At 61.2% G+C, this 15,342-nt stretch carries 11 protein-coding genes; 8 read left to right on the top strand and 3 right to left on the bottom strand.

From position 1 onward, the window contains the following. Positions 1-115 (bottom strand): LysR family transcriptional regulator (locus V8201_RS18510; RefSeq protein WP_336546258.1); only part of this gene is annotated, 115 nt, incomplete at its 3' end. A gap of 108 nt (positions 116-223) precedes the next feature. On the opposite strand from V8201_RS18510, the gene V8201_RS18515 reads away from it, so the two are divergent. From V8201_RS18515 to V8201_RS18550, 8 genes are all read left to right on the top strand, one after another. Next, on the top strand, positions 224-1,315 hold the full coding sequence (locus tag V8201_RS18515) for a YeiH family protein (protein WP_336546226.1): 1,092 nt from the start codon (positions 224-226) through the stop codon (positions 1,313-1,315). A gap of 72 nt (positions 1,316-1,387) precedes the next feature. Then, the gene (locus tag V8201_RS18520; protein ID WP_336546227.1) at positions 1,388-2,446 is read left to right on the top strand and encodes a sulfite oxidase; all 1,059 of its coding nucleotides are present in this window, start codon (positions 1,388-1,390) and stop codon (positions 2,444-2,446) included. Next, on the top strand, positions 2,443-2,955 hold the full coding sequence (locus V8201_RS18525) for an MgtC/SapB family protein (protein ID WP_336546228.1): 513 nt from the start codon (positions 2,443-2,445) through the stop codon (positions 2,953-2,955). The genes V8201_RS18520 and V8201_RS18525 overlap by 4 nt, the downstream gene beginning before the upstream one ends. Positions 2,956-3,079: 124 nt before the next feature. Further along, positions 3,080-3,637, top strand: a complete 558-nt coding sequence (locus V8201_RS18530; protein WP_336546229.1) for a recombinase family protein — start codon at positions 3,080-3,082, stop codon at positions 3,635-3,637. 149 nt (positions 3,638-3,786) lie between these two features. Beyond that, positions 3,787-4,683, top strand: a complete 897-nt coding sequence (locus V8201_RS18535; RefSeq protein WP_336546230.1) for a DUF6615 family protein — start codon at positions 3,787-3,789, stop codon at positions 4,681-4,683. A 235-nt stretch (positions 4,684-4,918) separates the two neighbouring features. Continuing rightward, positions 4,919-8,533, top strand: coding sequence for an SIR2 family protein (locus V8201_RS18540; RefSeq protein ID WP_336546231.1), 3,615 nt, complete (start codon positions 4,919-4,921; stop codon positions 8,531-8,533). A gap of 162 nt (positions 8,534-8,695) precedes the next feature. Further along, the gene (locus tag V8201_RS18545) at positions 8,696-9,439 is read left to right on the top strand and encodes a hypothetical protein (RefSeq protein ID WP_336546232.1); all 744 of its coding nucleotides are present in this window, start codon (positions 8,696-8,698) and stop codon (positions 9,437-9,439) included. Positions 9,440-9,595: 156 nt separating this feature from the next. Further along, positions 9,596-10,108 carry a hypothetical protein gene (locus tag V8201_RS18550; RefSeq protein ID WP_336546233.1) on the top strand — a complete coding sequence of 171 codons (513 nt, stop codon included), beginning with the start codon at positions 9,596-9,598 and terminating at the stop codon, positions 10,106-10,108. Between the two features lie 102 nt (positions 10,109-10,210). Here the strand turns inward: V8201_RS18550 and V8201_RS18555 are convergent, their stop codons facing one another. Together V8201_RS18555 and V8201_RS18560 are read right to left on the bottom strand one after the other, a co-directional pair. Continuing rightward, positions 10,211-12,496 (bottom strand): AAA family ATPase, encoded by a 2,286-nt coding sequence (locus V8201_RS18555; protein WP_336546234.1) that lies wholly within the window; start codon positions 12,494-12,496, stop codon positions 10,211-10,213. A 230-nt stretch (positions 12,497-12,726) separates the two neighbouring features. Next, positions 12,727-15,336, bottom strand: a complete 2,610-nt coding sequence (locus V8201_RS18560) for an HD domain-containing protein (protein WP_336546235.1) — start codon at positions 15,334-15,336, stop codon at positions 12,727-12,729. Positions 15,337-15,342 lie beyond the last annotated feature (6 nt).

Raw genomic sequence — 15,342 nt, forward strand, 5'->3', positions numbered from 1 at the left:
GCGCCGCGATCGCTGCCGAGGCGGCCGACTGAGTGACGTTCAGCGCGCGCGCTGCCGCGGTCATGTGCTCTCGCTCGGCAACGCCGACGAAGATACGAAGCTGCTCCAGCGTCATGCCGCATCGTTATCGCAACCGATCACGATTGACGATCGGAATGACAAGAACGCTGCGTTGGATCGATTGATCGAGTGGGCATAGATCGACTGGCGGAAGGAAACCGCAGTGGCCAGTCTCGCCCATCACCATACCTCATCGTCGGCACAGGGGAGTGGCAAGCGTGCCGGCCTGCTGCCCGGTATCGGCCTGTGCCTTGCCGTGACCGCGTCCGCTTACGCCTTGGAGGCAGGCGAGCGTGCGCTGGCGGGCAAGGCATGGCTGGAGGCACTGGTGCTCGCCATCCTGATCGGCACGGCGGTGCGCAGCCTGTGGACGCCGGGCGACCGTTGGCATGACGGCATCGCCTTCAGCGCCAAGTATCTGCTGGAGGTGGCGGTGGTCCTGCTCGGCGCGTCGGTCAGCGCCGCCACCATCCTGTCGGCCGGCGCGGGCCTGCTGGCCGGCATCGCTGGCGTGGTGGCCTGCGCCATCCTGCTGAGCTTCGGCATCGGCCGCCTGCTTGGCCTGCCGACGCGCATGGCGCTGCTGGTCGCGTGCGGCAACTCGATCTGCGGCAACTCGGCGATTGCGGCGGTGGCCCCGGTGATCGGCGCCGACAGCGACGACGTCGCTGCCTCTATCGCGTTCACGGCGGTGCTGGGCGTCGTGGTGGTGCTTGGCCTGCCGCTGCTGGGGGTCGCGGTCGGGATGAGTGGACTGGCATTCGGCGCCCTCGCCGGTCTCACCGTCTACGCGGTGCCGCAGGTGATCGCCGCCGCCTCGCCGCTGGGGGCCGCGGCCGTGCAGATGGGCACGCTAGTCAAGCTGGTGCGAGTGCTGATGCTCGGGCCGGTGTGCCTGGTCCTGTCGCTGGTGGCGCCACGGCTTGGCCCCCAGCATGTGCCTGCCGGCGAGTTCGTCACCGGCGAGCCGGTCCACAAGAGGCTCGACTTCGCCCACCTCGTGCCGTGGTTCATCATCGGCTTCCTGGCACTGGTTGGCTGCCGCTCGCTGGGGCTGGTGCCTACCGCCGCCATCGCCCCGCTCGGCCGCATCGCCACGCTGCTGACCGTCGTGTCGATGGCCGCGCTCGGGCTCGGCGTGGACGTACGCACCGTCGCCAAGGCGGGTGGTCGGGTCACGGCTGCGGTGGTGCTCTCGCTGCTCGGCCTGGGTGCGATCAGCTTCACCCTGCTTGCCGTGCTGCACATCGCGTGATCAAACAGAGAATGAGCGGGAAAGCTGGGGCTAGACCCGGCTTCATCGCGTTCTGAGAGGATGAGCAAGCCTATGATCGTCCGCAGCCCCGATCCCTACAATGCCGAGCCAGAGCCCAGCGCGCTGATCGAGCAGTTCCTGACGCCGCAGGCGTTGTTCTATGTGCGCAGCCACGGGCCGGTGCCCGATCTGCCCGCCGATCACCGGATCGAGGTGAGCGGGATGGGCGTAGAAAGCCGCTCCTTCTCGGCGGAAGATCTGAAGAGCGCGTTCCCCCCGCGCACGGTAACAGCCGTGCTCCAGTGCGCGGGCAACCGGCGTACCGACCTTCAACAGGTCGGGAAGACCTCGGGCGACCCGTGGGACGTGGGCGCGATCGGCAATGCGGAGTGGACCGGGGTGCGGCTGGCGGACGTGCTCGACGCGATCGGTGCGCCCGACGCCGACAACCTGTTCGTGGCGTTCACCGGCGCGGACGAGGTGGCCGTGGAAGGCGAAGAGGCAGCCTTCGGTGTCTCGATCACCATGGGTAAAGCGCGGGCACCCGACGTGCTTATCGCCTGGGCCATGAACGGCGAGCCGCTGGCGCCGGAACATGGCGCCCCGTTGCGGATGGTGGTGCCGGGCTATGCGGGCGTGCGCAGCGCCAAGTGGCTGACGCGGATCGAGGTGCGCGACACCCCATACGACGCACCGATCCAGGCGCACGACTACAAGCTGTTCCCGGCCGACGTGACGAGTGAAACCGTTGATTGGTCACAGGGGCTGACCATCAATGCCATGCCGCTCAACGCCGCGATCTGCTCGCCCGCCTCGGGCGGGAGCCTGCCGGCGGGTGAGGTCCGGATCGAGGGGTACGCCATCGCCTATGACCGCGGCATCTCGCGCGTCGAGGTATCGGTGAACGGCGGTCGGGATTGGGAGCAGGCGACGTTCGCCGACGATCCGGAAGCGCGCTGGGGCTGGCGGCGCTGGTCGCTCCACACCACGCTGGCTAAGGGTCGCCAGCATCTGGTGGTGCGCGCCTTCGACGAGGCCGGGCAGGGGCAGCCCGAGCGGCCGGACACGATGTGGAACTTCGCCGGCTATCTGTGCACCGCTTGGCACCACGTTCACGTGCTGGTCGAGTGACCACGACGTTGGCGGCGTCGGATCTCGCCTTCTGGGCCGACGCGATCGGCCGGCTGATGGTAGCGACGTCAGCCGGCATGGTGCTGGGTTGGGAGCGCTCGCGCGAGAACCGGCAGATCATGGGTCTGCGCACGCTCGGGCTGGTCGGCTTGGCGAGCTGCATCGCGGTGCAAGCGATCGTGCACAGTGGCCTCCCCAACGTGAACGCGGACGCGGCAGGCCGGGCGATGCAGGGTATCCTATCTGGCGTTGGCTTCATCGGTGCCGGCGCCGTGTTGCGCGTCGGCCAGGGTCAGGAGGTGCACGGGCTGGCCACCGCCGCATGCATTTGGGTGACGGCGACAATCGGCGCCGCAGCGGGACTGGCGGTGTGGCCGCTGATCGTCGGTGGGCTGACCCTGGCCATGCTGGTGCTGTTCGTCGGAGCACCGCTCGAACGCCGCATCCGCGATCGTGCGCGGCTTACCCCAGCCGAGGCCGACAGGAAGGACGCGGAGCGCAAGCCCTGATTGCCGACTTGCGTCGCTAATATCCTAAGTTTAGCGACAACTGACTGATGGCTACTTTTTCGAGAGGCTAAACTGTCGCAAAAATCTGTTGCTAAAACTGCTAATTTCGATGCATATTTGCGACATGCTGATTGGCTATGCACGTGTATCAACTGATGACCAAGATCTTCGGCTGCAACGCACGGCGCTGAGAGAGGCTGGCTGCCGCCGCACGTTCGAGGAGAAAGCGTCGGGAGCAAAGCGCGACCGGCCCGAGCTGGCAAAGATGATGGAGCAGCTACGCGACGAGGACACGGTCGTGGTGACGCGGCTTGACCGGCTTGCGCGATCGACCAAAGACCTCCTCGACATCGCCGAAAAGCTGAAGGAGGCTGGGGCGGGTCTCCGATCGTTGAATGAACCGTGGGCGGACACAACCTCGCCAGCAGGTCGCATGGTGCTGACCGTGTTCGCTGGCATCGCCGAATTTGAGCGGGAACTGATCCACCAGCGCACCAGCAGCGGGCGAATCGCGGCCAAAGCGAGGGGGGTTCGTTTTGGTCGTCCGCCCAAGCTCACCGCTGACCAGATTGCCTTGGGAGAGCGCTTAGTAGGGGAGGGCACATCAGTCCGCGAAGCTGCCAAGCTGCTCAAATGCCATCATGCCACCCTCTATCGGGCGCTGTCTCTTTCCGCCTCCTAGCTACCAGCGGCTCCGATCGTTTTCTGGACGCAGATTGGCAGACAGTTGATGACCGTCCCGGGAGGGCAAGCGCATGCAACCGGCGATCACTCGCCCTTGTGCGGAAACTGGCCGTTTCCTGAATGCTCATCCGACGATAGACATCCCCGATGACCTACTTCTTCACCGCCGAACAACTTTGCCTCTTTGGGCTTTCCTGTGATGTCTGGGATAGCCGTGCTGATGCCAAAGCGAGTGGGCTCTCGTACAATGAAGAGACGATTACCGAACGCATGTTGCTCGATCTTCGACGACGGTGGCCGGGGAGCGTCACGATTCAACCTTTTAGCAAGGCTGAAGAAGCAAAGAACGGCGCTGATTGGGCTTGGACCTTTGTCAGTTCGGATGGAAGCGTGTCGCAATCGATGCTGGTACAAGCAAAGCGGCTCGACAATCGTGAAGTAGACTACGCCGGTGTTAAACGCTTGGCAGGCAAACCCAAGCCACCTGCATTTGCGCCTGTGCCGCATCAAATTGATCAGCTGATTACAAATGCTGCTCGTCTCAACATGCCACCCCTATATGCCTTCTACAATCATTTATCCGACTCAAGCCGGGTTCCCGTTAATTGCCGATCAATGACGATAGCGAATCTGACTGAGGTAAGAAGCTGGGGGATCACACTGGCCTCGGCGCATGAAGTGAAAGCATTGATGCCAGATGAGCAGTTTGATAATCACCGAGTACATTCAAAGCCACTTCATTGTCTATTGTGTTCAGGCGGCACGGGTCTTCGGCGAGATGGCGGTTCAGCAGCAGCTGCTAACGCTGGCATAGCCCAACTGGTTAGTGGCATCATCGAAGACGTTGACGATCGCAGTTCGCCGACAGCTTTAGGGTTCAATCAAGGCTTGCTGCCGATGTTTGAGTTGGCAGAGCGAATTGCTGCCGATGGATCCAGCGAGCTAGGGGAGGGACACGCAGGACTTGCTAAGGAGTTTCCCGGCGTAGCGGGTGCAGTGATCTTCCGTGACCATAAGGATGGTAGGGATATTCCCTTTAAATGACGGACCGTCGAGGTATTTGCGGCTCGCTGTTTAAAAAGTACGTTTGATGCACGACCCGACTGGAGAGAGGGGCCCATGAGAAATACCGGCTCCGATCACATCGTGGAAATTATCGATCGACAAATCTTCTGCCTTCAACGGAAGGGTGGCGTCACCGACACAAGGGACCGTCGGTATTTGCAGTAGCAGCATTCATACTATTACGTTATCATGTGCAAATGCCGGAATATCATACATGAGCCTTCGCTTTTCCGAGGCTGGGCCGGAGTTTCCTGAGCAATTAGTCGATGCTCTCCTTACCGGCGATGTGGTCTTCTTGTGCGGCGCGGGGGTGAGCGCACCGCAATTGCCCGGTTTTGGTGCGCTTGTGACGCGCTGCTTCGCCGGTCTCAACGTCGATATGACCGCCTCGGAGCAATTGTCGTTCAAAGAGAACCGGTTCGAGGAAGCACTTGGGTCGCTCAGCCGCCGCATCGTCAATCCAGCCGACATGACCCGCTCGGTCGTGGCGGAGCTGCAGCCGCCCGTTGACGCGGATCTCTCGCATCATCGCACTATTCTACGCCTGTCGCGCGATCTCGAAAACCGCCCCGCAATCGTGACCACCAACTTCGATACGCTGATCGAGCGCGCGCTGATCGAGACCGAGGATGCCGATCAGGTCAATGCCTTCAGCTTCGCTGGGCAAGATCTGCCGCCGCCAGGCAGCGCCGGGTTCGGCGGTATTATCCATATCCATGGTCGGATCGCAGACGCGGATCTCGGACTAGATGAAACTCCGCTGATTGTGACGAGCGCCGATTATGGCGATGCCTATATGCGATCGGGTTGGGCGTCGCGATTTCTGTTCGATCTCTGCCGCACCAAGACCATCGTGCTGGTCGGCTACAGTGCCGGCGACGCGCCGGTTCGATATTTCCTCAATGTTCTCGAAGCGGATCGGCAGCGCTTTCCCGATCTGCGCCCAGTCTATGCGATCGACGCGGTGGTGACGCGCGACCTAGCGGATGTCCGGTGGGCGGCGCTTGCGGTCGAGCCGATCGCTTATGAATACCAGCTCGATACGGCGGGCAATCCAACCAGCCATGCCGCCCTCTGGCCGGACCTAGAGAAACTGGCGGACCTCGTAGAGCGACCGCGGGCGACGCGGCGCGACTGGGCACAGGCGATCCTTGCCAAGCCCTTCGCAGACGCCGATGCCACAGAACTCGATCACGCCGTCTGGCTGTTCAGCGGCCGTCGAGACCTGTGGTCGCTCGCGATCCCGACAATCATCGATGGAGATTGGTTTGGCTTTTTCGCCGACCGAAAACTATGGACCGAGCGCGACGCGTCATGGATCATAGCCGCCTGGCTGGTCAGGGATCTTGCGTCGCCCGACCGGTTCCGGCGGGCCGTCGACTGGCTCGAGAAACTCGGCAAGCCGTTCGCCGACGAACTGGCGCGACGAATCCGGCAAGTGAAGGATGCTCCGGTCCTGTGGCTCCGCCTCTGGCGCCTTCTCACGATCAGCCGACCCGATCGCGGCGACCATTGGGAAGACCGCGCCTATACGCTGATGGAGGTGCTCAAAGGCCCCGTCGTGCTGCACGCCGACCTCGAACGGGCAGTGAGCTTGCTGACCCCCGCGCTCGAACTCCGGTCCGGCAGATCTTTCTTCGATGACGAACCCGCCATCGATCCGCCGCGGCGTCTCTCCGATCTCGCTTGGCCGCGCCTGACGCTTTCGGACCGCGGCGGAGCTTCGGACCTCGTTGCCGTGTTGGCGGCGGTGCCGCAGCCGCTTGTCCTGCTCGAGATCGCCAGCGCGAAGCTGCGCGGGACGATCGGGCTTTCGCTCGATATCGGCATGATTGACGGGGATTATGACGTCAATGACAGCGCGGTGCCGTCGGTCGAGCCGCATGGTCAGAACGAGAATCATGACGGACCAATTTTTTTGGTCGAGCTTCTCGCCCGGTTACTCGCGCCGGCCGCCGCTGAAAATCGCAATGCGGTGCGCGCGCAAGCCTCGGCTTGGAAGGTCATGCCTGGCATATTGGGAACGCGGCTCTGGCTGCATGGCTTGCGTCAAAACGAGCTATTCGACGCCAACGAAGCGTTCGCCGCACTCACGGGCCTCTCGCGCGACATCTTCTGGACGGTGCGCCGCGAGCTCGCGCTCGTGCTGCGCGACCGAGCCAGCGAGGCGAATGCAGATTTGGTTGCCGCCGTCGAACAGCGCATCCTGACCGAAGGACCTGCCTATTACGACCGCTATCCCATTGAGAACGGCCAAGCAGATTGGAGGAGCCATGCCCTCGACGCGGAGGTCTGGCTGCGGCTCAACATGCTCGAGCAGGCGGGAAGATTGTCGCCCGAGGGTGCCGCGGAGCTTGCGGCCATCAAAGCGCGGCACGCGTATCTGGCTCGCGGCGTCGAGGATCAGGACTTTTTCGGATCTTATTCAACCGGCGTCCAAATGGTCGTCGGCGATGCACAACCTATCATCGACGCGGCCGAGGGCGAGCGATTGGAAGTCGCGCGCGAGGTGCTCGGCAGCCATGATATCGAAAAACGGCAAGGGTGGAGCGTGTTTTGCCGCACCAACCCGAAGGGCGCCATCGATACGCTCAGGACCGCGCCGCTCGACGACGCTAACGCGCCGCTCTGGCGGGACCTGATCGGCGCGCTGTCTTTTCCGGAAGGCGAGAAGGATCCGGACCGTCAGCCGCTCGTCGTCGCGCTCTTTGCCACGCTCGAGCCGGCCGAAGCACCATTTCTCGCGCTGGTCGTTGATCGCCTTGCCGATCTCTACTGGTCTTCATCGCGCCAAGCCGAACCCATGATCGCGGCTTGGTGGCCGAGACTGTTCGCGGCAGCCGTGGCACGTGACACCGAGCAACTTGATCCCACGCGCAACCTTTATGCCGACCTGATCAACACGCCAGGTGGGCGCCTGACCCAAGCCACACTTATCGATATTGAGGTCCAGCGAAAAGCGGGTGAGCCAATCGATCCGGCACTGCTAACAAGGCTGGACGCGGCTGTGACGGCACCGGGCCGTCAAGGCGCCATGGCGCGGGGCGCGCTAGTGTTCGCGGCCGGATTTGTACTGACGATCAAGGGGCAGACGGTCACACCACTGCTTGAAGACGCGCTGGCGGGAGACGGTGATGAGGCCATCGCGCTACGCCGAGTCCTCGTCACCGATTCACGCCTGTCATCGGTTGCCTCCCGGACCTTCAGCGCGGCTATCTTGCGCGGTGTCGGCGAACTAAATGGGCGGGGCCATGACCTCACCAACGCCGCCGCCAAAATCATCGCGCCGGCGTTGTCGATTCTTCGCGGCGAGCAGACGGACGCAGATTGGGGCATGGGCGTCACCGACGCCGCCAAGGCACTCCGCAACGGACCATTGTCCTTGCGTCGCGGTGCGGCCGAACTGGTAAAGCAATGGATCCATCAGATCGACCCCGATCGCGCGGTTGCTTGGCGAACGGGCATCGGGCCATTGCTGCTGGCGGTCTGGCCGCGAGAGCGAACTTTCCGCGACCGAGGGTTCAGCCAGCATTTTGCCGATCTGGCCGTGGAGAGCGGCGATGCCTTTCCTGAGGCGCTCGAGCAGTTGCTGCCGCATATGACATTGCTCGAAGGCCATGGCGGCACCTATGCAATCGAGCGGTCCGAGGCGCCCGAGAAATTTGCCCGAGAGACGCTCATCCTGCTGTGGAAGCTGTTCGGCCCTGGCACGACCGGCGACCTGTATGGCGTGCCGAAGATCCTCGATCGGCTGATTGCAGCGCTCCCGGCGATCGAACTGGACCGCCGGCTGCAATGGCTCGACCAGAAAGCCACGCGCTATGAGTGATCCGGAATCAAAGCGGATCACATTCGAAACCGTCGACCAGAAATTATCGCTCGATGAACAAAGCGGCTGATCGCCGATTCCGGCCGGCACTAAGCCGCAGTTAGCACTGATTTGGCTGCGGCTGCGTATTGACGTGCGTGTGTCGGACAATATCGTCGGGGGATGCCATGCCTGATCTGCGGAGAACCCAAGACGATTGAGGCACACCTGATCCCCAAAGCGTTCGTCGCCGAGGTGAAAACGGAGCGCGGCGAGCAGCATCTAATCCTGCACAAGGCTGACAAGTGGCCGAGGGTCAGCAATACCGGGGTCTATGATCGCAGCATCCTGTGTGGTCCCTGCGACTCCATCTTGGGCGGCCACGAGGACTATGCGCTTGAGCTGCTGCGTGAGCTGCGGAAGGCGAAGGCACCGCCGGGCGGCATCATCGGCGTGGATCCGATCAACGGTGACCGCATGGTGCGGTTCGCGGCTGGCATCGCGTGGAAGTATGCGGTGACCACACAGCCCGGCCGGATCGACATTGGCCCTTATGGCGACGTGCTCGCCGACGTGGCGCTGCGCGGCATGTCGATCCCCGCATCGGTCGACGTCGCCATGCTCAGGATCGTAGAGCTGGACGGCGACGTGTACTTTTACCGCACCCCAATGCCCGACCGGAAGGACGATGCGAACGTCGTCCGCTTCACGGTTGGCAGCTTCGTCTTCTTCCTGAAAATCGACCAACGCCGCAACGGATCTACGCTTCCCGCCGAATGCTGGCTTCGAGGCCGGACAAAGGGCGCATTCGTCATCGGCCCTGCCGAACTGACCGAGGAGGGCCGCATGCACCGGCAGCTTTCGTCGAGCCCGCCGTCCCGGCGGTTCTTCACCGAGATGCGCGCGCGGAAGGCGCGACGGTCATGATCACTGCCACGATGCTGAATGACTAAAAGACTAGCGCCCACTCCAAAGTGGATTAACCAGTCCTTGCAAGGGATTACATATTGGATCGGCCATAGGCGCGCGCTTTACAGCGGATACGCACTAGGTGAGTCTGCGCTGGTCGCCGAGCTATGCAATATGATTTACACACATATCTCGTCAGATCATGTATTAAGGTGCGAGGTCCAATATACCGAGCTCCTACCAGGAGATTCAGATGTAACTATTCTCGCATCTAAAGCGAGAGTGGATATTGTTGTTGCTCGCAAGAAGGATGGTAAACGTGAAGGGGCGACGCCGGAGTTTGTTATCGAGGTAAAGCGCGCTTCTGCCTCAAAAGCTCAAATCGACAACGATCTTCGCCGCTTGGCGGCAGTTAAGAAGCACCATCCCAATATTACAGCTTATCTAATTGTCATTGCAGAGGCGGAGCGCCCAAAACGGTTTGTCGACGAGAAGGGAGTGGCCTGCTCACAAGTGTACCAGATCCCAGAGACTTCCCAGCTTTACCGAGTACGCCGGGTCTTCAAGGCAACCCACAGCTTCACAAGTCGAGACCGTGCTCAATATGCCTGCTTAGTTGAGATCAGCCCGGCACAGCCACGCGCACGGATGCGGCGAGCAGAACCGTGGAAAGCGAAATCTTCGTAGTGTCCGAAAGCAAGTGATTAGCCGCTGCTCTGCCTACGGTGGAGCATAAAGCTTGAGCACGGACGATTCCACGCAGCGCCTGCCGCTTGTTTCCGATCGCTCTCATGCCTGCAGCGCGTTGACTTGGCGCAAGGTACGCCGAACGAAGCCGGTCAGTTCGGTCGGGTCAATCTGGTCGGGCGTGGCGTCGCCGACGTTCTCGCCGTGGTGGTACTGGCTGGTGTAGCCGTTGATCTGGTCCAGTTCGTCATAAAGGGCGTGGGCGGGATGGGTGCCGCCGCCCTCGCGGATCTTGCGAACGATGTCGCCGAGCCAGTCTGTCGAGAGGAAGTAAGCCGGGTATGTCGTGCGGCAGTAGGTTTCCAGCACTACGCGCATTTTCCGTATAAGATCGTGAAGCTTGCCGGCGCCCGTCGTTAGAAAAGTCTGAAGATCGTCAATATCGGTGACGGTCCGGCCCTGACAAGCCTTCTCGAGGTCCACCGGCATGATCTTTGATCCCTGCGAGCGATGGTCGACGATCGTCAGAGCCACGCGGCTGTCCGCAGGCGATTTGTCCCAGACCTGCTTCAGAAACGTGGGATCGTGCGAAAGCACGATCACCTGTGCGCAGGAACGAGCCACCTTTATGATCTCGTGAACGGTTTGCCGTCTGCGGAAGGCATCTTGACTGTTAAAGGGGTCGTCGAACACAACAACTTTGGTCGCGAGTGCGGGATCCCGCTCCAGATGCGCAAGGAAGAATGCAAGCGCGAGCGTCGTCCGATCGCCGGCGCTGAGGGTGTTTTTGAAGCTTGGCTTGTCGCCGGGCGTCTTGCCGTCACCTAGGTCAATGGCCGTATCGTTGATGACGAGCTGGTAGCTCGACGTGGCGATGCCGCCCGGGAAGGTGTGCTTGGTTTCGGCGATGCTGAAGCCGGCGTTGAAGGCGATCAGGTGCTCGTTAATGCGGCTCTCGTAGGGCTTCACGACGGCTTTGGTATGCGCGTCGAGCCGCGCGCGGATGCCGTCCTTGCGCTTGTCGATGTCTTCCTTATCCGAGATGTGCCCGCTGTAGGTGGCGCAGAGGCCATCGACCGCGGCCTCATGCCGAGCCTTGATCGCCTTGCTCAGAGCCAGCTCGGCTTCTGCCGCCTTCACGTCGGCCGCGCCGGTTGACACCTTCTTGCCGGTGATCAGCGCGTTCACGTCGCGGATGGCGACATTCGCCGCCTCTAGGGCTACCGAGGCCTCATCGTGATACGCACATGCGGCGATGAACGCTTCGTCTAGCCCGGTCGCGTCGAGTGGGTTGGCTGCCTTTCGGTTGAGCAGGCTGGTGGCAGCGGCGAGCAGCCAACGCGCCGCGGGCGCGAGGCTGGCCGGAGCCGCCAGCGGCGCGGCGTCGAAGGTGCAATATTTGCTCCAGAACTCGACCCCCGCCCTGTTCTGCGCATCGCCCGCCTCAATCCGGGCCAGAGCGGCATCGCCAAGCGCCTGCGCCACGTGGATCTTCATCGTCATGATGTCCGACGCGAGCGCCTTGTAGCCGTCGCTGAAAACCGCGCGGAAAGCTGCGATCAGTGGGAGGCCCTGGATATCTTGACCGCAGAACGGACAGCTATCGCCGGCATGCTCGAGCCCGGCCGCGATCCAGCCCTCACCGGTTCCGGCCATGCTGTGGGCGGCCAAGTGTCCGGTGAGCTGGCGTTCGGCATCATTGGCGATGTCGTCGATCGTGCGGGACAGCAGCTCCTCAAAACCTTCAGGAAGAGCCGGCGAGGCCAGCTCCGCGAGCATGGCGCGATCGCGGATCGCCCCGGCTTGGCGTACCGCTTCGACGTTCTGCAGCTTATCCGCGATCTGCGCATCGATGTCCTCGACGGGCGCGAGGGCAAGAAAGGCATCGAGCTTCATGCCTACCGGAATATGCGACTGCAATGCTTTGCCGGCAGCCGTGATCTCCGTCGTCTTGGTGCGGCTCGCCGCGGCTAGGCCGGCATCTGCCGCGGCCAGCTTCACGCCGTCATCGCCGACGATGACGCGATAGAGGTTCCGCTTCTGCTCGATGTCGACGATCTCGCCGGAATGGACATTCTCGGCAACGAAGACGCCATCAAAAACGGCGGTACCCGGCAGGGTCGCGCTCCAAGCAGTGCCGTCGAAACGCGCCGCGCCGCTGTCGAGCAGCAGCTCGACCGTAGGCGCGTCGGCAGATCCCAAGGTCTTGCGGCCAAGAATATGAGACGGATCATTTGCGCCTAGGGATCGAAGGACCGCACAGATAGTGGTCTTTCCGTAGCCGTTGGCGCCGGTAATGAAGGTATGCCGCGCAAAATGGGGATTCCCGGGAGCCGCCGAATTTAGGAAGCGACCAACATTCTTAATCGCGATAACCTTCTTCAGCATGTCCCCCCCCGCGTTGTCGCTATCACCAACCCACCTGTGACCTTGATAGTCAAAGCTCTCCAGGTGTGACACCTCAATGTCGTAAGCTAGCTGATTGACAACTAACGGCTTCAGCTGAATAATTTAGAGAGCCAACGTTTACCACATCTTTATACAACTAGGCGCAGCCCAGCTCGTTGGTTCAGACTCTAATCTACGACACGCGATCGTGCCTTCAAGGTTGGTCCTCTTCATGCGTCACTATCATTGTCGGCCTCGTCGCCGGTCTTCTTGAATATATGAACTATTCGGCAGATTTCTTCGGAGTGCACCGTACCTACTATTGATTCCTGCCGTTCTTGATGAACACCATTATCCCAGACCTCGGCAATGAGGGAGCGAATGAGCGTCGCAACATTAGAATCTGACCAGTTGTCGGCTCGATCGTTCTTAGGCCAAGCTCCACCATTCCCTTTGAGAATCGCTCCGTCAAACTTCAATGTGTAGGCGGCATTATCCGCTTGAATGAAGTTCATCCGAAATTCCTTCGGATGGATGTCATCCTTGTCCTCGTCAAAACTGAACTCTCCATCGAAGGCGATTGCCAAACGGGAAATGGATTGAAGCCGCTCCACAAACTCCTGCTTCGATAGCCAATCCACGCCGCATTTTATGATTTTGAGATCGCCGATATCTCCGCCGCATTCGAGGACGATTTCAGCGATCTTCGCCTGTTTTTCCTCGTTCAAAATGTGATCTGCCACAAGCTGCGCCTGCTCAGTTGCCCAAGTGGCGAGCGCAACGGGAGCCACTAGCGGTGTCGCGATGTCACGGGATGCCGTATCGGCGTCGCCGAGGAGAATTCCCTGAACGTTACGAAGGCGGTTTGCCCGCAGGCCAGAGACGGTAACCCATCCACCGCCAGCCTCCCAATAATAGGGGTCCGGTTCGATGAAGGCGCGGCCAACGATCTCACCGCTTGCATCCATCATCGGCCTGATGAATTCTTGTCTGTTCCCCTTATTATCTTCTAGCTTCCGGCGAGGGTTCAATCTGCCCACGATTTCGGCTTCGGTGAGGTCGATCCAATCACCCGGGCTCGATACTGCGACTGCCTTCCTACCGCTGAGCACCTTGATCTCGACGCTCAAACTGGGCGCTAGGGCAGCCACGAGCCGTTCGATAGCGATTTGTCCACCGTAAATGCCGGGGTGCAAAAGGCCTCCTCTGCTTTCGGGGTCTTTCTTGAGGCGCACTTCCACGCGAGTGCCGCCGTCGATCGGTAGCAGCTTCGGGTTGGCCGGCGCCAAAATGGGTCGCATGCTGGTGCCGCCGTTGAATTCCAGAAGCCGACCATCCTCTCGAGCCCGATCCGCACGCCTCGAATAGACCTTTACCTCGGATCCGAGCATGAATGTCGAGAAGAAGCCAATGCCAAACCGCCCGATCGCCTGCATTCCGGCAGCCATAAGGCCAGGGAATTCCTCCATGGCGAGCGGTGAGCGCCAAAACGACGTGCCAAAATCGAGGAGTGGACCCGTTAGGACCATCTCGGACATGCCGATGCCATTGTCCTCAACGATCAGCCAGCAGCCACCGTCTCTTTCTTCGAGTGCGACAACGATCGCTCCCCAAGAGGATGGACGATCCTCTAATCGCCGACGCGCTTGGACTGCGTCGGCACCGTTCTGAATAAGCTCGCGCAGCGCTACGGTGGGATCATCGCCATAGAGCTTGGATCCACCGAGATTCTCGACGATCCTTGGTACGTCTGAGACCTGAAGCCGGGCGTCGACCGGCCGCCAGCCCCTCGCCTCAACCGTGCGCGCCAACATTTCCGGAGACCCTGCCCCCTTCACGCGCCGGGCCTTGAGCACTTCGCGCCCACGGTTGCGAAGAAGGAGATCGACGTCATGCAGCTCACGATCGACGGCATTAAGCGTGTCGAAGGCGAGCCACCACGCTTCGGCGTCCCCGTGGCCAAAAGCCTTGCCCGCTGTGAAGACAACGGCGTCGAGTTCGACGTGCGGTTTGGCCAAGCGTTCCTGAAACGCCCAATGAGTATCGGATATGCCGCTCGCCCGATTGAGAACACGTGCGAACCTCGGCGCCCGGCGGCTATCGAGGTGAATCGCGTCGGCGATCCTGAGCAGGCAGGCTAGTTTGACCCTGTCGACGATCTTGCTGGTTCGCTGCGCCATCGCACCGAGATCTTGGGACAGCTCATCTTCCACCTTCTGAACCGACCACCAATGGCTGTGGGCAATTCGACCGATGGTTTCAGAGTAGAAATGCCGGACCTCTGGATCATCGATCAGGTAGATCTGCTCCCCATCCTTTGTCACCCATGCTTGGCCCGCCAGCACCTCGGCTTGCTCAGCATGAAGCCGCCGCAGAATATCCGGCACGATTCGTTGAACAACTTCGAGAGGCAGATGGTCGGGATCGATCGGATCTTGGGCTCCCTCCTCTGCTGCAAGGACAAGGCGCGCCACGGAATCCTGCCACGCCACAGTTTGCTTGAGATCGTCCACCCCCCCAGGATAGGCGCCTAGGCTCATGGCTGAATCGTGCAGCAATATGCTGGCGCCGAGCACGAATGCCTCGGGCGGATGCACGCCGACATGCCCCTCTGCTACGAGAGAAGCCATTTCCCACAAAGCATCGAGATGAGTGATGTCGTGAACCGTCATTCCCGGCATATCGACAGCAATCCGGTCAACGAGCTGCGCTACTTTGCTGCGCATTGCCAAGAATTGATTACGGAAGAACTCTTGCTCTTCCGTACTGCTGTCCGTTCGGGGATTCACGAAGGCATGATTCCATAACCATGTCTGTCGAAAGTCTAATCCATCAGCCATGTGACT

Source organism: Sphingomonas kyungheensis (genome assembly GCF_037120395.1).
Taxonomy (GTDB): domain Bacteria; phylum Pseudomonadota; class Alphaproteobacteria; order Sphingomonadales; family Sphingomonadaceae; genus Sphingomonas; species Sphingomonas kyungheensis.

Excerpts from the sequence above, each read along its gene's own strand:
- V8201_RS18555 (WP_336546234.1), bottom strand. The coding sequence starts at position 12,496 with ATGCTGAAGAAGGTTATCGCGATTAAGAATGTTGGTCGCTTCCTAAAT.
- V8201_RS18530 (WP_336546229.1), top strand. The coding sequence starts at position 3,080 with ATGCTGATTGGCTATGCACGTGTATCAACTGATGACCAAGATCTTCGG.
- V8201_RS18535 (WP_336546230.1), top strand. The coding sequence starts at position 3,787 with ATGACCTACTTCTTCACCGCCGAACAACTTTGCCTCTTTGGGCTTTCC.
- V8201_RS18520 (WP_336546227.1), top strand. The coding sequence starts at position 1,388 with ATGATCGTCCGCAGCCCCGATCCCTACAATGCCGAGCCAGAGCCCAGC.
- V8201_RS18560 (WP_336546235.1), bottom strand. The coding sequence starts at position 15,336 with ATGGCTGATGGATTAGACTTTCGACAGACATGGTTATGGAATCATGCC.
- V8201_RS18550 (WP_336546233.1), top strand. The coding sequence starts at position 9,596 with ATGATTTACACACATATCTCGTCAGATCATGTATTAAGGTGCGAGGTC.
- V8201_RS18540 (WP_336546231.1), top strand. The coding sequence starts at position 4,919 with ATGAGCCTTCGCTTTTCCGAGGCTGGGCCGGAGTTTCCTGAGCAATTA.
- V8201_RS18545 (WP_336546232.1), top strand. The coding sequence starts at position 8,696 with ATGCCATGCCTGATCTGCGGAGAACCCAAGACGATTGAGGCACACCTG.